Consider the following 20,727-nt stretch of genomic DNA (forward strand, 5'->3'; position numbering starts at 1 on the left):
AATGAGAAAAACGATTATCATCATATTTTGGCTTCTTGTTCCTCTTTTTATATTAGGACAGAATACTCAATTCACAAACCAGTATATATTTAACCCAATAGCCTTAAATCCTGCTATCGCCGGTAGTGGAGATGCGTTAAGTGCTAATATGTTATACCGAAATCAATGGGTTGGTTTCCAAGGTGCTCCAAAAACATTATCATTTTCGGCACATTCACCAATGAGGAAACAAAATATGGGACTGGGAATTTCAGTCATCAATAATAAAATTGGAGTTAGTGACGAAACAAGTGTAATTGGCAATTATTCCTTTAAAATAAAGATGAGAGAAGGGAATTTGGCTTTGGGATTAGGTGGTGGATTTATCATGATGAACACTGCTTGGACTGAACTACGGGCCAATGATCCCAGTGACGAATTAATTCAAAACAATTCTCCTACCTACTTAATTCCTGAAGTAAGTTTAGGAGTGTATTATTCAATGAAAAAGTATCATGTTGGATTTTCATTGCCTTGCATGCTTTCCTATACATTTAATTCATCGAGAGATAAATATCTGGTAACTAATGATATTTCGAAATATAATTATATTCTTAGTGGTGATTATGAATTTGACTTACAACAAAATTTCCAGTTTGTTTCAAGTATAATGTTGAAATATCAGAAAGAAGATAAATTAGATTTAATTCTTATAAACAAACTAATTTACATGACTAAATATTCAGTTGGAATGGCTTATGACAGCCAACAGAAATTTTTCAAAGGATTGTTTCAATTTCAGCTAAACAAACAGTTTCAATTAGGATATGCCACCGATTTTAATTCAAATAAATTAAGCGAGTACAAAATTGGTTCACACGAATTAATGATTCGTTATGATTTTAAATATACAATTAAAGTTCACAGTCCTAGAAATCTATAAAGAACGAATTATGAATAGAATTTTCACCATAATACTATTAATTCTATCTATTTTGGTTTTTCCATTTTTTGCGAACGGACAAACAGTAAACTATGAGGTCAATCCAGCTTCTTTTTGTTCTGCACAAGATGATGAGTATTCATCTGCATACCATAAAGATGGAATCGTATTTTGTTCGAATAGAAGAACGGATCTTTTTGTTACATTTTCAACTCCTGAAGACAAGGAACTATTTAATATGTTCTATGTTCCCGTTCAAGGAGATAGTTTAGGTAAATCTCCTACAATTCTGGCTACGGAACTAATGACCAATTTTAACGATGGTCCTGCCTGTTTTGGAGCTAATGACTCAATTATAATATTTTCAAGAAATAATGAAGTAACCAGTAAAAAAAAGGATACTAAAGATGATAAAAATACATTGGGTTTATTCACCTCATATTTAAATGGAATTATATGGAGTGATCCCGAACCTTTCGAATACAATAGTTTGAATCATCATATAACCATGCCTTCCCTAAGTAAAGATGGATCGCAATTGTTCTTTGTTTCTGATATGTCGGGAGGATTTGGCGGATTAGATATATATGTATGCAAAAAAGTCAATAATGCATGGGGTACTCCCAAAAATTTAGGAGCTAAAATTAACACCAAAGGGAATGAGAGTTTTCCTTTCATTTCTGATTCAGGCGAACTGTTTTTTGCCTCCGATGGTCATAATGGTTTAGGTGGTTTAGATATCTTTTCAAGTAAAATGATTGATGGTGAATGGCAAGAGGTTTTGCACATTAATACACCAATTAATTCAGAGTTTGATGATTTTGGACTAATTACTGATCGTAATTTTGAAAAAGGCTATTTCTCAAGCAATAGAAATGGCAGCGATGATATTTTTGATTTTAAAACAATGTTTCCACAATTTACCAATTGTGATACAATTAAAGAAAATCAATATTGTTTCCTGTTTTACGATGAATATTATACTCCGGTGGATACTGCAATGACCTATTATGAATGGATTCTTGGTGATGGTGTAAAAGTAAAAGGGAAAGAAGCAGAACATTGTTATGACGGGCCGGGAAAATACGCTGTAGAGCTAAATATAATCGACAAGCGTACAGGAGAAGTCTTTATGAGACAAACCAATTATGAATTTGAACTTCTGGACTTTGAACAAGCTTATATCAGTTGTGTTGATGAAGCTTTAACCAAAAATCAGATCAATTTTGAAGCATCTAAAACGAACTTACCTTCAATTAATTTGGAGAAGTATTTTTGGGATTTTGGTGATGGTATCCTTGATGAAGGAATCAGTGTAAATCATTCATACAGTGACGCAGGAGCATATAAGGTTGTTTTGGGTGTTCTAAGTGAAAAAGACAGTTTAGGAGATAGAAAAAAAATATGTGTTGAGAAAAATTTGACTGTTGTTAAAAACCCAACCGCATTAATGCAGATGAAATCAGAAAATGAATCGGGTCGAGATGAAAACGCTTTTACAAACCTAAACTTTGTTGAGAAACAACAACTATATGATTCATTTATACTTAAACCAAAACTTATTCAGATTACTACTGATGCAAGAAGTATTATGAAGGCGTTTGATTTGGCTTTTTTTGAATCTTTTGAGAAAGAGAAGCATTTTATTAATTCTTATAAAGAAGAAAGTGAATCTGAAGAGATCGATTTAAATAGTAATCCAGCAAAAGCATTGGCTCTGGAAAGCTTATTGAATTCAAGCAGAAAAAGTAATGCCAAAATACATTCAATTGAAAAAGAATTGCAGGTTCTTTCAACTCAGTTTCAATATTCATTTATAGAGGTTGAAAAACAATCTTTTTCAGATTCGGCAGTACCAATATTGAATCGATTGTTAAAAATTTTACTGTCAAATCCACTGCTCGAACTTAAAATTGGCTTTCACGTAAACACGAAAAGTAACCATTTTTTTGATAGTGCAGGAAAAGTGACTCAAGGAATTGCTGATTATCTTATTGAACGCGGTGTCGAAAAATTCCGCTTACGAACCGCAGTCTATGAAATAACAAATGAATTAGGCGAAGAGAATAAAAATCCGAACAGTCTGGAGTTTAAACTAATAAAGGAATAGTCCTAACTAAAATCCCAAAAAAAAGAATGGCAAAAATTAAAATATTCATCTTTAGTCTTATTATCTGCAGTGTTTTATCAAATGCAGCCACCGTTAACGCTCAGGCAGTTCCTGCAGCAGAAGAAAATATACCCTATTTAGTCACTTTTGGAGCTGATGCGGAAACCTCTTGGGGTGATGATGATTTTAATCAAATTTATTTTTTCCTAATCCCGGAAAATCATACCGAACCTGTTTATTTTAGAGTTTATGATCCTGAAATTGGAGGCATGAATGATGAACAAAAAGGAGAATACAATACTAAAGTTAATTTTTCTGTTTACGGAGGATTTGAATGCTGGTCTAATAAAGATGCTCAGAATATAGATCCAGTTGGGAAATTTGATAGCGGAAATCTTCTGGCTTCGGTGAATTTTGATAATGACCCTAAATATGATAATGATTGGTATACTTTTGGCCCGTTTAATCCTTTCGAAGGCGAAATGATAGAAAAATTTGGAGGAAGGGTTTTCAAAGTTATTGTAACAGGGAAATCAGGTGATGATGGAAATCTCTACCGCTTTTTTCTGAGTACAAGCTCCAAAGAAAATAAGGAAGTTGAAGGTGGAAATGTTTTTACTTACGAGTATACCTTTCGCCTTTCGAATGATATGAACGATATTTCTCAAATTTATCCTTTTGCAGATGACAGAACTATTTCTGTAGAAGTAACAAATTTTGATTGGGATAATGATGGATACATTAGAATTAATTCTGTCGCAAAAAATGGGATGCTTTGCGATTTGTCAAGCGAAAATCAATGGATTAGAAATAAATTTCCAATAAGTGACCGAGAAAAAAATTCATCTCTGGAAATACAATTTATTAAACGTCGTACCGAATTAGTGAAAAATAATAATGTGGTTATCTCAATTAAAAATCAATACGGTGAGGCATTGCCTTTCTTTTCAATACCAATTGGAGGTGTTCCTGTTTATACGCCAAAAATTAAAATGAAGGCAATTGGTAAAAAGAAGAAGAGTTGAAAATATTTATTTGGATGGGACAATATAAAATTTTGATCAAACTTTTAGGGGTATTCCTACTCTTAGTTCCTGCGTTTGCTTTTTCACAAGAAAACAGATTCATCAACTTTAGTGTTGATGATGGCCTTGCTCAAGCCTATGTGTATAATATTACGCAAGATGCAAAAGGAAATTTGTGGGTTGGCACTGGCAATGGTTTATCAAAGTATGATGGTTATACATTTAAAAATTATACAGAACAAGATTCTCTTGGTGGAGACTTTATAACATGTAGTCTTAAAACAAGCAAAGGATTATGGTTTGGACATTTGAACGGACGAGTAAGTTTCTATGACGGCGTTTCTTTTAGATATTATATTAATGAGACAAGCAGTATTGTAGATATTGAACAAGATTCGGACACAAACATTTGGATTGCCAGCCAAAATAAAGGTTTCTTAAAAAGAATAAGTGAAACTTCCAAAGGTGAATTGTACCATAATTCCTTTGCGCAACCTATTTTCACTTTTAAGTTTATTAATAAAGATAAACTATTGGTGGGAACCTCAGAAGGAGTTAAGTTGTGTCAAATAACTAAGAACAATGAAGTTGAAGTAAATAATGATATTCTTGAAATTCCTCATAATAAAGTGGTTGATATAGTTCAATCCCAAATAAATGATCAATTATATATTCTGACAGAAAACGAAGGTTTGTATCAAATTAAACTGGATTCAATTCATTATAAAGTCAGTAAAATTGCAGGTAATTATGAATTCTCAAAAGCCCAGAATCTATTTGAAGACAAACAAGGAAATTTATGGATAAGTACATTGGGAAGTGGTGCTTATAAACTTAAGTTTTCACAGAATCAAAAGCTCACCGAAATTGAAAATTACGGTGAAAATAATGGTTTGCAAACCAATGCAGTTAAATCTGTTTTTGAAGATAGGGAAGGGAATATTTGGATAGGTAAGTATGGAGGAGGTATAAGCCGTTTAGTGCCATCTGCAAACTCATTCATAAATTTCGATGAAAAACGATACAGTAATAGCATCCATTCCATATGTATTACAAATGAAATAAAATGGATTGGAACCGGAAGTGAGCTTTTAAAAGTTGATGCAAAATCAAACAAAGTATTACATTCTTATGACGTGAATGGTATTTTGGAGAATGAAAAAATTACAGCTCTTGCTGATTGGAATGATGAAGAACTATGGATTGGAACTGAAAAATCAGGAGTTTATCGTTTAAATTATAAGACTGGCATTATAAAACCTCAATTTCTTCGTCTTGGGAATCTAGAGAAATCAATTAATTCAATTCTAACCGAGAACCAATACATTTGGATTGCAACACAAAAGGGACTTTGCAGATACAATATCAACACCAATAATAAAAAGTGGTTTACGATGCAGGAAGAGGGATTGCCACATAATTCCGTAAATCATATTACTAAGGATCATCAAAACCGTATTTGGGTAGGAACACTTAGCAATACATTATCATACATTCAGGATGGTGAATTAACAAATATCAGATTAGCCAATAGAAATAGTCTTTTAAATATTACTTCTATTTTGGAAGATAAAGATGGTCTGATTTGGGTTGGGACTCAAGGTAATGGGGTTTATGTTTTGAATCATGATTCGATAATGAATATTAACTATCAGCATGGATTATTATCTGATTATTGCTATTCCCTGAATTGTGATGAAAAGCGCGTGTGGGTAACTCATAGAGGAGGAATAAGCCAAATTCGACTCTCCGATTATCATGTAAAAACAATACAAAAAAATGCTGGAATTCAATCATCAATTGAGTTTAATAAAAATTCTACTGCTATAGGGAAAGAAAATACATTGCTTTTTGGATCTAATCAGGGAATTTACTCTTATGCTGTTTCTCAGGAAGTCAATAGCGTAGTTCCCCCAAGTTTGGAGATTTCAGCATTACATGTAAATGGGGATGATTATCCGGTTAATAAAAACTTGGTGTTACCTCCTGGATATTATAAAATTCAGATTGGATTCAAAGGAATTAACTTAAATGAACCGGAACTAATTCAATATCAGTATGTATTGAAAGGTTATGAGCAAGATTGGTCAAAACCTGATAGCAGACGAGCAACTGAATACAAACAATTAGGATCAGGAGAGTATGAGTTTCAATTAAGTGCCGTGAATGGCAATGGAATAAAATCAGAGAAGCCCTTAAGTTTTAAGATTAGAATTAAATATCCTTTGTGGCAAAAAACATGGTTCCAGATATTGGCTCTTGTTAGTCTTATTTTCGGAATCTATTTTCTGGTTGTACTCCGAGAGAAAAATTTAAAAAGAATTCAAAGAAGATTAATACAAAACTTAGATGATAAAACCAGAGAAGTTATTGCTAAAGAAGAGGTGATAAAAGAACGGAAAAGAACGGAAAAAGAATTAATTCTGGCAAAAGATAAAGCTGAAGAATCGGATCGTTTAAAAACAGCTTTTTTATCAAATATGTCCCACGAAATAAGAACTCCCCTAAACGCTATTGTTGGTTTTTCAACCATGCTTCAGGAACCAAATATAAATCCCGCTTCTAAAGGTAGGTATATGTCAATACTTAAGTCTAACACAAACGATTTATTGTCATTAATTGATGATATAATGGATATCTCAAGTATAGAAGCAGGACAACTTAAAATGAAAATACAGGAATGCAATTTGCATGAAATATTCTTAGAATTATATGAGGTTCACGTTAAGAAATTATCAGAGTTAAAAACAGAAAATATAACGTTAAATTACATTGAAAAATTTACAGATCTTACGATTCAGTCAGACCCTTTACGATTGAAACAAATCTTATCTAATTTGATAGGAAACGCAATAAAATTTACTGAAGAAGGTTCTATTGATTTTGGTATTGTATATCATAAAGAAGGAATGGTTAAATTTTTTGTAAAAGATACAGGGATAGGAATTCTAGAAGATCAAAAAGAAGTTATATTTGAGAGGTTTAGAAAAGAATTTAGAGATGGATGGAAAAAAATCTATAGGGGAGCAGGCCTGGGTTTGGCAATTTCAAAAAGTATTGTGAGTTTGCTTGGTGGTGAAATTGGTGTAGAATCGGTTCCCGGAGAGGGCTCATATTTCTATTTTACTTTGCCTGCGAACAACTAAGTTCTGTTAAAACCTGATGAAAATAAAGTTGACATAATTTTTTGGTAATTTTTTTATAAGTTGCGGTACAAATAATTGAATGAAAAAACCACAAAAATACCTATTGCAAACATTGTTGCCCTTGCTAATGTTTTTCCTATCTCAGGAAATGCTGAAAGCTCAGGATAATCGGTTTATTACTTATGGTGTCGATCAAGGCCTCCCTCAGGCTTATGTTTATACTATAAGTCAGAATTCGGAAGGCTATTTGTGGATAGGAACCGGAGATGGACTTGCAAGTTTTGATGGAGTTAATTTTACTAATTATAATACATCTGATTCTCTCGCAGACAACTTTATTTCATGCAATCTAAACACTCCAAAAGGAGAATGGTTTGGCCATATGAATGGTAATTTAAGCTACAAAAGTAAAGCTGGCTTTCAGAAGTTTATTTCTGGCACCAATACTAAAAGTAGTGTAACAAATATTCATATGCATAGCTCAGGAACCATTTGGTTTTCCAATCAAAACGATGGCCTAATGCAAATTGGTGAAAATGGTAAGGTTGAGCCAATCGTTTTTTTGGACGGTGCATTTCCTGTTTTCTCTTTTGAATTTATTAATTCGAATGAGCTTTTAGTCGGAACCATCGATGGATTAAAACATTGCCGGATCAATGAAAATAAACAACTGGTTATTGTTAGTGACATTAATGGAATCAATAAAAATAAAATAAATTGTATTTGCAAAGCTAGAAGCGGGAAGGGGTTTTTTATTTTAAGTGGTACCAACAGTATTTATTTTTTAGAAGTAACAAAAAATGGATTTACCACTTCTAAAATTGGAGAAGGAACTGATCTACAAATGGAAGGGATTCAAAATATTTTTGAAGATCAAGATTCCAATTTATGGATTTCTACATTTGGTGAAGGAGTTCATAAACTGACAAAAGATGAAAAAGGATTTCATTTGGATAAAACTTATGATACAAGTAATGGACTTCAAAGTGACAATATAAAACTCGTTTTTGAAGATTCTGAAGGAAATATCTGGCTAAGCGTTTATGGGAAAGGTTTAGCGCGTTTAATTGATCCTGCGTACACATTCTATTCTCCGGAAGAAGAACAATACGGTTCAGAAATTTCTGCTATTTCAATAGATGAAAAGTACGAATGGTTTGGTTCCGAGAAAGGCTTACTACGAAGAAATATTTCAAATCACAACGAAATTCGTCTTTTCGATAGTTACAGAGGATTGCCATTTGATAAAATTACAGCACTATATCCTAGAAATGAGAATGATTTATGGATTGGTACTGAAAAAAATGGTGTTTATCGATTGGATATCAAAAATGATATGTTAGTTCGTCAATTTATTGCCAATGGAATATTGGAGAATTCTATTAATTCAATTACAGGAACTAAAGATCAGATTTGGATTGCAACTAAAAAAGGAGCTTGCTCTTATGACGTGTCTGCAGATAAATTTAATTGGTATACAATTAGTAAGGGTGGCTTACCTCACAATTGTGTTAACCACATAATGATAGATTCTAAAGATCGAATTTGGTTGTCCACACTTAGTAATTCTATTGCTTTTATTCAAAAAAATGAAATTACAAAGTTTAATTTGTCAGCTGACAATTCTTTTATAAATATTCGTTCTATTTCAGAAGACTCTAAAGGGAATATCTGGGTAGGAACACTAGGCAATGGTGTTTTTATCTATCAGGAAGACTCCATTACTAATCTGACATCAAATGATGGGCTCTTATCTGATTATTGCTATTCTCTGACACCAGATAAGCAAAATAGAATGTGGGTAACTCATCGTGGCGGATTAAGTAGGATAAATATATCTGATTTTGAAATTAAACTGCTTCAAGAAAATATAGGCATTAGTAAAAGTGATGAATTTCAGGTTAATTCTAGTTTTATTGATAGAAATGACAACCTGTGGTTCGGTCTAAATAAGGGTTTACTAAGATTTAACCCTTCACTTGAAAAGGTAACAACTTCACCTCCTGTACTCAAAATTAAAGATGTAAAAATTAATGACGAATCAGTTCCAATAAATGAAAAAATCATACTGTCTCCAGGTCGATATAAAATTAAAATAGCGTTCATTGGGGTATATTTTAAGGAACCGGAACTAGTTAAATATCGCCATATACTTGAAGGATATGACGAAAAATGGACTGATTTTTCAACAACCAGTGAGGTTACCTATCATGGAGTAAGTGATGGTCGTTTCAAATTCATATTAGAGGCCTCAAACGGTGATGGTATTATTTGTGAATATCCTGTAAGTATTAATATTTATATTAAAACTCCTTTTTGGAAACAGGCATGGTTCTACTTGTCGTTATTTTTCCTTTCAGTACTATTAATTGTACTCTACATTAAAAACAGAGAGAAAAAATTAAAGAAGGAAAACCGAATTTTAGAGGAAAAAATCAATGAAAGAACTATTGAAGTAGTCAGACAAAAAGAAGAAATTGAGAAACAGAAAGACCTTATAGAAAGTGCTAACAAAGACATCACCGATAGTATTAAATATGCCAGTAAAATTCAAGCCGCTGTTATCCCGCCCATTAAATATTTAGAAAAGGTTCTTAACGAAAGCTTTATAATAAATAAACCAAAGGCAATCGTAAGTGGTGATTTTTATTGGGTAACTAAAGTTGATGACAAAACTATTGTTGCCTTGGCTGATTGTACAGGTCACGGTGTTCCCGGAGCCTTTATGAGTATGTTGGGGGTTACGCTTTTGAACGAAATAGTAAACCACAAAAAGATTACCAATACAAGCGAAATTTTAAATATTCTACGTAAGAATATCATCATTTCACTTCGACAAAGTCATGAAGATACCACGCCAAGTGATGGCATGGACATATCTTTAATAGTACTTGACCATGCCAATAATAAATTAACTTTTTCAGGGGCCTTTAATCCCCTCTTAATATTGCGAAATGATAAAATAATTACCTTAAAGGCCGACCGGATGCCAATTGGAATTTATCATCAAAATAATATTGATTTTACCAGTCATCAAATTGATTTAAATACTGGTGATATGCTATATCTGTATACTGACGGATATCCTGATCAGTTTGGTGGGGAAGATGACAGAAAATTTACTACCCGTCAATTTAGAGATGTTTTGTTAGATATCCATCAAAAACCTATGATGGTGCAGAAAATAATTTTAGAAAACACGATGGAGAAATGGATGAACGGTACTGAACAATTGGATGATATCACTGTTATGGGCATTCGGATTTAAATATATTTCAAACTAATTAAGTATTTATTTTTTTAATAAATACTTAATTAGTTCATAGTAATTAGCTGATAAATCTATTTTGTTTTAACTTAGTTCAACGTTATGAGAAATATAAAGCTTAAGTTTAGATGTCTATTAGGAATCAAATCTATCGTAAAATGAAAAAACTAAACGTTTATGGATTGTTAATTTTATTTTTATTTATTTTTTCATCAAGCTATGGTCAGAAAAGAACATTTACAGGAACCGTTTTTGTTTTTGATAGTATTCCTGTCATGAATGCAGAAATTTTGATTTCCAGCTCAAAACAAATTGTAAAAAGTGACTCAGAAGGGAATTTTAGTTTTGATGGAGTATTAAATGAAAAAATAAAAATAAGTGCAGATGGATTTGTAAATAAAAGTCAAAAATTAACAGGGGATTCAAATTTTTACAAAGTTAACCTTAACTTAAAAAATTCTAAAAAATCTCAGAAGTTAGCCGTTGATTCCGGGCACATAAAAGATTCAGATCAATTTTCCACTTTAATACTGTACTTTAAAAACAACACTGATTATTCGCATTATACAAACACTCTTCAGATTATTAAGGATAAATATCCCGGGGTAAGAATAGAAGATAACGGAGTTATAATTAGAGGAAGACAATCTATAAACGGTCCTAATGATGCCATAATTGAAATTGACGGTATAATAGTAGATTTTAATGCTCTTGAAAATCTGGCACCTGCCACAATAAAAAGTGTAAAAATTCTAACTCAAAGCTCATCAGGAATGTATGGATCAAGAGGTGGGAATGGAGTTGTTGTTATTAAAACTAAAGATGGGGTTAGAAAGTAATTCTCCTAATTATATTAGGACGGCAATCAGTTTTGAACAACACCCTAAATTTTCACTTAGGGTGCTGTTTGTTTGATATCCTCTTTCAGTCTAAAACAATCCTTCAATTGAAAGGTATCTTTCACCAGTATCATAATTAAAGGTGAGTACAGTGGCACCATTTTCAATTTCAGTAAGTTTTTTGGCAACTGCAGCAAGTGAAGCTCCCGTCGAAATTCCTGCGAGAATCCCTTCCGAGACAGCTAATTCTTTCACTTTCATAAATGCTTCCTCTTTCCCAACAGAAATAGCACCGTCTAAAATCTCAGTATTCAGATTTTTTGGTAAAAAGCCCGCACCAATACCTTGTAATGGGTGAGGCCCCGGTGCACCTCCTGCAATTACAGGTGAAGCTTCGGGCTCAACTGCAAACACTTTTAATTTAGGAAATTTAGCTTTCAATATTTCTGCGACACCGCTAATGTGGCCTCCGGTTCCAACACCTGTAATAAGATAATCCAGGCCATCAGGAAAATCAGCAATAATTTCTTTAGCGGTTGTAGTTCTATGAATCTCAACATTTGCTTCATTGTCAAATTGTGAAGGCATCCATGAATTTTCATTACTGGCAAGTAACTCTTCTGCCTTTTGAATAGCACCTTTCATTCCCAGTTCTCTTGGTGTAAGTACAAATTCAGCTCCATAGGCAGCCATTAAACTTCTTCTTTCAACCGACATAGACTCAGGCATTACCAAAATAATTTTATATCCCTTAACGGCAGCAACCATTGCTAATCCAACTCCTGTATTACCAGAGGTCGGCTCAATAATTAAAGATCCTTCTTTAAGGGATCCATCTTTTTCCGCTGCTTCGACCATTGACAGAGCAATTCTATCCTTAATACTTCCACCAGGATTAGATCGTTCCAACTTCATCCATACATTAGAATTCTTACCAAAAACTTTATTAAGTTTTACTATTGGAGTATTCCCAATCGCCTCTAAAATGTTATTAATTTTCATATGATTATAATTTGTTTTTTAATTGCCATATGGAACTTCCATACTGAGATAATCATCTCCCTGTGTGTCAAAATCGCTTTGACATGGACGTTTCATACAACTACATTTTTTATATTTGAAAATTTATGATTTTACTTTCATCAAGGTTTGTTCTAACCTTAGTCTCGTGTTTGTGATATACAATACTATTTGACTCTACACTTGACGTTAACCAAACATTACCGCCAATAATACTGTTTCTTCCAATTACCGTATCACCTCCTAAAATGGTTGTGTTTGAGTAGATTATTACATTGTCTTCAACAGTCGGATGTCGTTTTTTCTTGGCAAGACTCTTCTTCACCTGCAATGCCCCAAGTGTAACTCCTTGGTAAATCTTAACGTTATTTTTAATAATTGCCGATTCTCCAATAACAACACCTGTACCGTGATCTATAAAGAAAGATTCCCCGATAGTTGCTCCGGGATGAATATCTATACCTGTTTTTGTATGCGCGTACTCACACATTAAACGCGGAATTAAAGGAACATTTAAAAGATAAAGTACATTGCTTAGGCGATAGACCATAATTGCAAAAAAACCAGGGTAAGCAATAATTACTTCACCTATACTGCGTGCAGCAGGGTCAAATTTCTGAATTGCTTCAGCATCCATTAATAAATCACGATATACTTTTGGTAAAGTCTTCATAAAATCATGAGTAATCTTTTCCAGTGGCACATCCAGTTCATTTTTGACCGGAAGCAGCAATAATCTCAATAATGACTCTAATTGATACAATAATGACTCTTGCTCATAGCAACTATTAGACCGACGGGCATTGATAGGAAACAAAGAATTCATAGCTTCTTCCACAAACCGATGAGCTAAATCCCTGCCAGGCATATCGTATTCTGAATTTTTTCTGGAAGCTTGCAGTTCTTCCATAACTTTGGACAAATAGGACATTGTTTTCTTTATTTAGAAAGTGATGAAAACACGTATGGAAAACTTATGGGATACAAGAATCCTTAGTGCAATATTTAATTATTTTGAAGTGGTTTGTCTTTTATTACCAACAACAAGAATATGAGCAACAACAGCAACATATTTGATTGTTATTATAGTTGAAAGCAAATAATCTTTGGCAATAAATTGGAATTTGAGATTCAACAGAGTGCATAACTAATTTATCCGAAGAGATTCGGATTTCATTTTTGTTGGCGTTATGCATTAATTCTCTTTCCATTTAGAAGTTTCTTGCTACAAACTTATAAAAAAAATATTAAAAGGAGTTATAGGTCTTAATTTTTTTTCAGATAATAGAATGCTACCCATTAATTTTAAAAAATGAAATATTTACACAATTTTGTTACTTCCATTGTGAAAGGGTAAAAATCATTTGATTCTGAATCAAACAGGTTATTAAGTGTACTAAATGCGGAAATAAAAATTATGAAACAGATGAATTCCAGGTTGCTGGTGGCATCTTTTCAAAAGTATTCAATATTCAAAATAAGAAATTCACCACTGTTAGTTGCACCAGATATTTTTATCTGAAATTTATACAGCAAGTAGTAGTCAATTGGAAAATATATTTTATTTCTTCAAGAATTAAATTAGTAAATTTTCATTTTAGAATTCATATTTATACTTTGCTTAATAAACTTTAATTATTTTGAATGAAAAAGCGATTACTTTTTGTTTGTTTGGGAAACATTTGCCGATCTCCTAGTGCAGAAGCCGTAATGAACGGCTATATAAAAGCAAATCAACTTGGTGATAAGTTTGAATGTGATTCAGCAGGAACAGGAGGGTGGCACGCCGGCGATAAAGCCGATGAAAGAATGCGGCGACACGCTTTACGAAGGAATTATAATTTAACGAGTATTGCAAGAAAATTTGATGCGAAAATAGATTTCGATAAGTTCGATCTTATTTTTGGAATGGATCAGCAAAATGTTAATGATCTTAAAGTTTTAGCAAGAAATGAAGCTGATTTAAAAAAGATCAAATCAATTACAACTTATTGTTCTCATTATTCAAATTACAGCTCAGTCCCAGATCCCTATTACGGCGGGGATGATGGATTTGAATTAGTACTTGATATTCTTGAAGATGCCTGCAAAGGTTTACTTAATAATTTAACATGAGAATTGAGGGAGTTTTTTCTAGAATTGAAGATTTAATTGGTCAGAAAATTACTGGTTTTAAATCTATTTCTGGTGGGAGTATTGCCACAACAAATCAAATTCGGTTTGAGAATGGTCATTACGCCTTTTTAAAAACAGAACCTTATTCTGATGATATGTTTTTTAAAGAAGCAAATGGCTTAAAGGAAATTCGTAAAACTGCATGCATAAGAGTTCCGGAAGTTCTATTGGTTGATTCAGACGTTTTGTTGCTTGAATTCATTGAGGAGGGAAGAAAGGATAAAGATTTTTTCAGTCGTTTTGGAACACAAATGGCAAATTTGCATAAAATAAGTGCAGGTAAATTTGGATTTAAAGAAGACAATTACATCGGAGCTACACCTCAATTAAACATCGCTGTAAATACAGAAAGTGATAATTGGTGTGATTTTTACTATAATAGACGTTTATTATATCAATACAAATTAGCCGAAAAAAACGGGCTGGTTGGAAATGAATTAAAAAATGGCTTTTTGGTTTTAGAAGGACGAATTGAAGAAATTTTAGAAGGGAGTGAAGAAAAACCAACTTTATTGCATGGTGATTTATGGAGTGGTAATTTTATCTGCGATAAAGATTCGAATCCTTGCTTAATTGATCCTGCAGTATACTACGGTCACCGAGAAGCCGATTTGGCCATGACAAAGCTATTTGGAGGCTTCAGTAATGATTTTTACAATTCATATCAAAAAAAGAAGCCTCTCCCGCAAGGATATGATTACAGAGAGAATATTTATCTTTTATACCATGTTCTTAATCATCTGAATTTATTTGGAAACAGCTACTATGGGCAAGCAGTTCGGCTTGTGTGGTCTTATCTTCATTAGAAGATCAAGATAACAAATCCATAATGTTTTTTTCTCCCCAATAAAAATGGATATAAGAAGCAATTGTGTTGTTTTTTCTAAACAAAAATGTGTCTAACTTTTGATCTCTGGCCGAATAAATTTCGCCAACAGAAAATTCAGTTAATGGATTAACAATATGAGAATAATGAAATTCATGTCCGAAAAAAATATTTCCATTTACATGAATCTTTCGATATCCCAATTTCAATTTCATATTCTCCATACTGGTTTTCTGATCAAAATATCCAACCATTGGGAATTCATTAGAATTTGAATCGATTATACTATCACCTAAATACATCATACCACCACATTCCGCTAAAACACGTCCTCCTTTTGAACAGAACTCCTTTACGGCATTTCTCATAGATTCATTTGAACTCAATTCATTAAGATAAAGTTCAGGATAACCGCCTGCAAAATAGAGCAAGTCCGTAGCCGGTAAATACTGATCCCTTAGGGGAGAAAAGAAAGTAACTTCGCCTAAATTTTCTAACGCAGCTAAATTTTCATGATAGGTAAAGTTAAATGCTTCATCTCTGGCAACTAAAATTTTAAGTTTGCCTCGTTCAATAGTTTCATCAACTTCCGGTTCCTGAAATGGAATTGCAGTTAATTCCAATAATTTCTCAATATCAACTGTTTTAGAGATATGTTTCGCAATTTCTTCAATAGTAGAGTTATATTGTGACGAATCAGAAATCTGCAAACCAAGGTGTCGTGAAGGCAGATGAAGTTTTTCATTTTTAGGAACGTAACCAAGTGGTATCACTCCAACATCTTCACATGCATCTTTTAAAAACTGATAATGTGATTCACTTCCTACAAAATTGAAGACTACACCGGCAATCTTAATAGCTGGATAAAAGTTTTTAAACCCAAATAGTAAGGGCGCAACCGAATAAGCCGTTGCCTTAGCATTAACCACCAGTATTATGGGAATATCTAATAACTCAGCAATTTGCGCAGAACTTCCTTCCATTTTCTTTGCTCCGTCAAACAAACCCATTACGCCCTCAACAACAGAAACATCAGCCTGAATAGAATATTTACCGTAAATATTCTTAACATGATTATGGCTGCTCATAAAGGTGTCTAAGTTGATTGAGACACTGCCAGCCGCCCATGAATGATGTTTTGTGTCAAGATAATCCGGACCGCACTTAAATGGCTGAACTTGTAGCCCTTTGTTCTTTAAATAGCGTAATATTCCTTGAGTAATAGTTGTTTTTCCTGACCCGCTGGAAGGTGCAGCAATTAAAAACTGAGGTTTCTTCTTCATATCTAACTTTCAAAAACGAAAGGTCAAAAATAAATGAATATTCTTAGCATTAAAGCAAGATTTGGAATTCATTTCTAGAAAAGTTGAATGTTCGCGGTTAAGAAAACGATAAAATCTGTTGTATAATATCTTAAGGCAATAAAAAATCTTCGGCGAGAGATTCCAATATTTTATATGAAATTAATTTTCCATTAGGATGATGTTCCTCCATTCGAACCAACCCCACATTAATAGCATACCATTCAAATACCTTGGTCTTATTTTTTGAAATTCCTCCATAGGTAATTTTATCTGTCGAAATTTTGAAACAGTTAAAGTTTCCTGCCAAAGTTCTTATATTTTCAATCGCATCCACCTTTCGATTAATAAGAAGAACATTCATCGACATCAAAACAGATCCGGTTCCTCTTAATATGCTAGCCTCACAACCCGATTCCGGCAACATTTGTCCAACCGTTGGTTTAATAGGAATAACAACACTATCCGACGAAATTTTTATAACCATCTTCTGATAGGAATCCAATTTTATAGGATCCATATATCGCTCTGAACCCACAAAAAAAGTAGAGTCATTGCTAACCAAGCGAAAATACTGGTAAAAGGTGTTTTTCTTTCTGGTAGTAATCTCTGACTCAATGTTATACTGAATTAATCCATCTAGTTTTGATTTACCAACCAATTGCCATACCTCTGAATATTGTCTTCTATCTTTAGAATCGTATGAAATGTATTTAATTCTGAAATTCCTTTTTGAAGGCAAATAAGTATTGTCCCTTTGTCCGAAAGAAGAAAGTGAAATTGAAAACAATAGTAATGTGGTGTAAAATATTCTCATATACAGTGTTTTATGGCTTATCAGTACTTAAAATTACACATAATCCTTCAAGTTGAAAATAAAATTTTACATATTTAAGAAAATCAATCCAAATTGACCTCCTGGCAGTTAAGAAATATAAAAAATATTTATCTTCCCCCGATAACTAAGCTCACGCTTATCCAACTTTTAATTTTCTCAAATTATTCACTATGAATAAAACTTTTTTTTCTGCTTCTATGATATTATTATTATCAGGAATATTTATTTCTTGTTCCAAGACTGATATCGATTCTAATGATCCGATTACTGAAAATAATATCGATACACAAAAGTTATTAGATTTAGTTAATGATGTAAGATCTACTGGAACTACCTGCGGAACTACATATTACTCTCCGGTTGATGCAATTGTTTGGAATTGCAAACTGGAAAAAGCAGCTCTAAAGCATAGTAAAGATATGATGGACAATAACTTTTTTAGTCACACATCATCAAATGGGGATAAATTTGTTGACAGATTGAATGATGCAGGATATAGCTACAACAAGGCAGGTGAGAATATTGCTCTGGGTTATTCATCAGAGGAAAGTGTTATTAATGGTTGGTTGACCAGTCAGGGACATTGTGCCAATATAATGAATCCTAATTTCACCGAAATGGGAGTAGGGCGAATAGGGGACTACTGGACTCAGGATTTTGGAAAAACTAAGGAATAAAAAAACCACTCCAAGCGTTAATCGGAGTGGTCTTAATCTGTTTGTTTGAAAAGATTTAAGTTTGTCTGTTATAAACTTAAATTAATTAATTATCGAAGCGATTATTCTGAAACAACGTCAAATTCGATATCAACCTTAACTTCTTTATGAAGTTTGATGGTTGCGGTATATTTACCAATCTCTTTAACTGCGTCTTTAATTGCAATCACTTTTCTGTCAATTTCAAATCCCTGAGCAGTTAATGCTTCAGCAATTTGAATGTTGTTAACAGAACCGAAAATTTTACCGGTAGTACTAGTTTTAGCACCTACACTTAAGGTAACACCTTCAAGTTTTTTCGCAACTTCTAAAGCTTCGTTTTTGATTTTTTCTTCTTTATGAGCTCTTTGTCTCATATTTTCAGCATTCATTTTCTTAGCTGATTCCGTTGCCAGAACAGCTATTCCTTTAGGAATTAAATAATTTCTACCGTAACCGTTTTTTACAACTACGATGTCATTCATATATCCTAAACTATGAATATCTTGTTTTAAGATTACTTCCATTTCGTTTCCTCCAGTTTAAAAATTATTTCATCATGTCAGTTACGTATGGCAGCAATGCAATGTGACGAGCACGTTTAACAGCTGTAGCTACCTTTCTTTGGTATTTCAAAGAAGTACCAGTGATACGACGAGGTAAAATTTTACCTTGTTCGTTTAAGAATTTTTTCAAAAACTCAGGATCTTTATAATCGATGAATTTAATCTTGTTTTTCTTGAAACGACAATACTTTTTCTTTTTAATCTCAACTGACGGAGGTGTCAAATATCTGATTTCTGATTGATTCTGTGCCATAGCTTACTTCTCCTCTTTAGATTTAAGTTTTCCTTTTCTTTTAATAGAATACTCAAAAGCATACTTATCAAGTTTGAAAGTTAAGAAACGGATGATTCTTTCATCACGTCTGTAGTTAAGTTCCAATTTCTCGATTAGTTCACCTGGAGCATCAAATTGAAGCAATTGGTAAAAACCAGTGCTTTTCTTTTGAATTGGATAAGCCAGCTTGCGCAGTCCCCAGTTCTCCTCATTAACCATCTCACCACCATTCTCGGTGATAAGGGCTTTAAATTTTTCTACCGCCTCCTTTACCTGAGCCTCAGATAAAACGGGAGTTACAATGAAAACGGTTTCATAATGATTCAACATAACTTTAATTGTTTAATTAATTACTTAGTAAGTAACTGTTTTTTATTGAGCCGCAAAATTAACGATTCTTTTTTGATATTTCAAGAATGCCATAGATTTATTGCGATTTAGAATACATATTATCTTACAAACCTACTTTAATGCACGAATTTCCTGTATCCTAAGTCTTCTTGTTAGCTTTGGCTTTTTTTTGTAACTTAAACGTAAGGATTAACTAAACCTACAGCTATGAAGGATAGGATGATAACATTAGCAACTTATGGCTACTCCAGAGCGCAGTTACTTAAAACTCGCTTAGAATCAGAAGGTGTGGAGTGCTTTCTGAAAAATCTTAACTTAATTCAATCTGCTGTAGGAGGTGGCGTAAAATTAAGAATAAGAGCGCAGGATTTAGCTCAGGCTCTTGAAATAATTGAAGAATTGGAATTAAGCTACGCTCAGGAGGATTTTAAAAAATCCTTTCCACGGAAAAAAATAGATGTAAACCGAATTTTGGTTCCCATTGACTTTTCTGACTTTTCGCCACGCTTATGCGAGTATGCTATGAGTATTGCGAAGACGTTTAATGCGGATATTTTGTTATTCCACACCTATTTTGCTTCAGCAATCGAAACAATTCCATTTTCTGATAGTTACACTTATAATGCTACTGTTGTAGAAGTTCTTTCAGAGGTAGAAAAAAATGCCAAAGCAAGAATAAAGGAACTGTATTACGATATACGTAACAAATTGGAATTAGAGCAAGTTGAAGGAATTGAAGTCGATTATGCTTTAAGCGGAGGTACAGCTTCTTCGGAAATATTAAATATTTGCAATACCTACCAACCCGACTTAGTAATTATGGGAAGTCGAGGTGAGTCCGCAGGAACAACTAATCTTTTGGGAAGTGTTGTTTCCAACGTCATCGAGGAATCCAAAGTTCCAATTCTTGTTTTGTCTGATCAAGGAGAGGATGTAAGCCTTGAACAGATAAGAAACATAATGTACGCAACAAACTTTGATAAAGCTGATTTCAGAGCAATTGCCAATCTTAAATTTATAACTAAGCCATATGACATAAAAGTTCATTGTGTCCATTTTAATGATATTGATGATGACAATGTAACGGAACAACATCAAATGGAAGTATTGAGGAAATATTTAGATAAAACACTTGGCGATTCAAATGTTAATTGCTCCATAATACAGTTTGAGGAAAAAATGAAGGGAATTGAAGAGTACGTACAGAAAAATGATATTGGTATGATTGCCATTTTAGCAAGAAAACACAATTTATTAGAGCGTTTGTTTTTTGGGCAAATGTCAAGAAAACTATTTATAAAAACTCATATCCCAATTTTGGTATTTCACTAAACCATGGTATCAAAAAAGGCGCAATTTATAAATTGCACC

At 33.0% G+C, this 20,727-nt stretch carries 18 protein-coding genes; 11 read left to right on the forward strand and 7 right to left on the reverse strand.

Annotation, left to right across the window (positions count from 1 at the left end; genetic code table 11):
- Position 1 precedes the first annotated feature (1 nt).
- From QUH73_RS02695 to QUH73_RS02720, 6 genes are all read left to right on the forward strand, one after another.
- Positions 2 to 922: a PorP/SprF family type IX secretion system membrane protein gene (locus QUH73_RS02695; RefSeq protein ID WP_289528939.1), complete on the forward strand. Its 921-nt coding sequence runs from the start codon at positions 2 to 4 to the stop codon at positions 920 to 922.
- A 10-nt stretch (positions 923 to 932) separates the two neighbouring features.
- Positions 933 to 3,032 (forward strand): PKD domain-containing protein, encoded by a 2,100-nt coding sequence (locus tag QUH73_RS02700; RefSeq protein WP_289528940.1) that lies wholly within the window; start codon positions 933 to 935, stop codon positions 3,030 to 3,032.
- Between the two features lie 26 nt (positions 3,033 to 3,058).
- Positions 3,059 to 4,057, forward strand: a complete 999-nt coding sequence (locus QUH73_RS02705) for a hypothetical protein (RefSeq protein ID WP_289528941.1) — start codon at positions 3,059 to 3,061, stop codon at positions 4,055 to 4,057.
- Between the two features lie 14 nt (positions 4,058 to 4,071).
- Entirely contained in the window at positions 4,072 to 7,203 is a 3,132-nt protein-coding gene (locus QUH73_RS02710; RefSeq protein WP_289528942.1) for a ligand-binding sensor domain-containing protein, read from the forward strand.
- A 79-nt stretch (positions 7,204 to 7,282) separates the two neighbouring features.
- On the forward strand, positions 7,283 to 10,471 hold the full coding sequence (locus tag QUH73_RS02715) for a ligand-binding sensor domain-containing protein (RefSeq protein ID WP_289528943.1): 3,189 nt from the start codon (positions 7,283 to 7,285) through the stop codon (positions 10,469 to 10,471).
- 158 nt (positions 10,472 to 10,629) lie between these two features.
- Positions 10,630 to 11,310 carry a TonB-dependent receptor plug domain-containing protein gene (locus QUH73_RS02720; RefSeq protein ID WP_289528944.1) on the forward strand — a complete coding sequence of 227 codons (681 nt, stop codon included), beginning with the start codon at positions 10,630 to 10,632 and terminating at the stop codon, positions 11,308 to 11,310.
- 90 nt (positions 11,311 to 11,400) lie between these two features.
- Here the strand turns inward: QUH73_RS02720 and cysK are convergent, their stop codons facing one another.
- Positions 11,401 to 12,312, reverse strand: a complete 912-nt coding sequence (cysK, locus tag QUH73_RS02725) for a cysteine synthase A (protein ID WP_289528945.1) — start codon at positions 12,310 to 12,312, stop codon at positions 11,401 to 11,403.
- 109 nt (positions 12,313 to 12,421) lie between these two features.
- Positions 12,422 to 13,261, reverse strand: coding sequence for a serine O-acetyltransferase (locus tag QUH73_RS02730; protein ID WP_101311488.1), 840 nt, complete (start codon positions 13,259 to 13,261; stop codon positions 12,422 to 12,424).
- A 455-nt stretch (positions 13,262 to 13,716) separates the two neighbouring features.
- Here QUH73_RS02730 and QUH73_RS20835 point away from each other — a divergent pair, with 455 nt between their 5' ends.
- The 3 genes from QUH73_RS20835 to QUH73_RS02740 are packed head-to-tail and all read left to right on the forward strand — an operon-like array spanning position 13,717 to position 15,311.
- Positions 13,717 to 13,965 carry a zinc ribbon domain-containing protein gene (locus QUH73_RS20835; RefSeq protein WP_442913378.1) on the forward strand — a complete coding sequence of 83 codons (249 nt, stop codon included), beginning with the start codon at positions 13,717 to 13,719 and terminating at the stop codon, positions 13,963 to 13,965.
- Between the two features lie 9 nt (positions 13,966 to 13,974).
- Positions 13,975 to 14,445: a low molecular weight protein-tyrosine-phosphatase gene (locus tag QUH73_RS02735; RefSeq protein WP_289528946.1), complete on the forward strand. Its 471-nt coding sequence runs from the start codon at positions 13,975 to 13,977 to the stop codon at positions 14,443 to 14,445.
- Positions 14,442 to 15,311, forward strand: a complete 870-nt coding sequence (locus QUH73_RS02740) for a fructosamine kinase family protein (RefSeq protein WP_289528947.1) — start codon at positions 14,442 to 14,444, stop codon at positions 15,309 to 15,311. Before QUH73_RS02735 ends, QUH73_RS02740 begins: the two co-directional genes overlap by 4 nt.
- A gap of 4 nt (positions 15,312 to 15,315) precedes the next feature.
- Here the strand turns inward: QUH73_RS02740 and QUH73_RS02745 are convergent, their stop codons facing one another.
- Both QUH73_RS02745 and QUH73_RS02750 read right to left on the reverse strand, forming a co-directional pair.
- On the reverse strand, positions 15,316 to 16,614 hold the full coding sequence (locus QUH73_RS02745; RefSeq protein ID WP_289528948.1) for a cobyrinate a,c-diamide synthase: 1,299 nt from the start codon (positions 16,612 to 16,614) through the stop codon (positions 15,316 to 15,318).
- Positions 16,615 to 16,744: 130 nt separating this feature from the next.
- Positions 16,745 to 17,449: a TapB family protein gene (locus QUH73_RS02750; protein ID WP_289528949.1), complete on the reverse strand. Its 705-nt coding sequence runs from the start codon at positions 17,447 to 17,449 to the stop codon at positions 16,745 to 16,747.
- Positions 17,450 to 17,640: 191 nt separating this feature from the next.
- Between QUH73_RS02750 and QUH73_RS02755 the strand changes: the two genes are divergently transcribed.
- Positions 17,641 to 18,147 carry a CAP domain-containing protein gene (locus QUH73_RS02755; protein ID WP_289528950.1) on the forward strand — a complete coding sequence of 169 codons (507 nt, stop codon included), beginning with the start codon at positions 17,641 to 17,643 and terminating at the stop codon, positions 18,145 to 18,147.
- Positions 18,148 to 18,248: 101 nt separating this feature from the next.
- Here QUH73_RS02755 and rplI read toward each other — a convergent pair whose 3' ends face one another.
- From rplI to rpsF, 3 genes are read right to left on the reverse strand one after another with little or no spacing between them, the layout of a single operon-like run.
- Entirely contained in the window at positions 18,249 to 18,692 is a 444-nt protein-coding gene (gene rplI / locus QUH73_RS02760) for a 50S ribosomal protein L9 (protein WP_101311495.1), read from the reverse strand.
- A gap of 22 nt (positions 18,693 to 18,714) precedes the next feature.
- Positions 18,715 to 18,984: a 30S ribosomal protein S18 gene (gene rpsR / locus QUH73_RS02765; protein ID WP_101263476.1), complete on the reverse strand. Its 270-nt coding sequence runs from the start codon at positions 18,982 to 18,984 to the stop codon at positions 18,715 to 18,717.
- 3 nt (positions 18,985 to 18,987) lie between these two features.
- On the reverse strand, positions 18,988 to 19,335 hold the full coding sequence (gene rpsF / locus QUH73_RS02770; protein ID WP_197092725.1) for a 30S ribosomal protein S6: 348 nt from the start codon (positions 19,333 to 19,335) through the stop codon (positions 18,988 to 18,990).
- 228 nt (positions 19,336 to 19,563) lie between these two features.
- On the opposite strand from rpsF, the gene QUH73_RS02775 reads away from it, so the two are divergent.
- Positions 19,564 to 20,688 carry a universal stress protein gene (locus QUH73_RS02775; RefSeq protein ID WP_289528951.1) on the forward strand — a complete coding sequence of 375 codons (1,125 nt, stop codon included), beginning with the start codon at positions 19,564 to 19,566 and terminating at the stop codon, positions 20,686 to 20,688.
- Positions 20,689 to 20,727 lie beyond the last annotated feature (39 nt).

The sequence above is a fragment of the Labilibaculum sp. K2S genome, assembly GCF_030372765.1.
Taxonomy (GTDB): domain Bacteria; phylum Bacteroidota; class Bacteroidia; order Bacteroidales; family Marinifilaceae; genus Labilibaculum.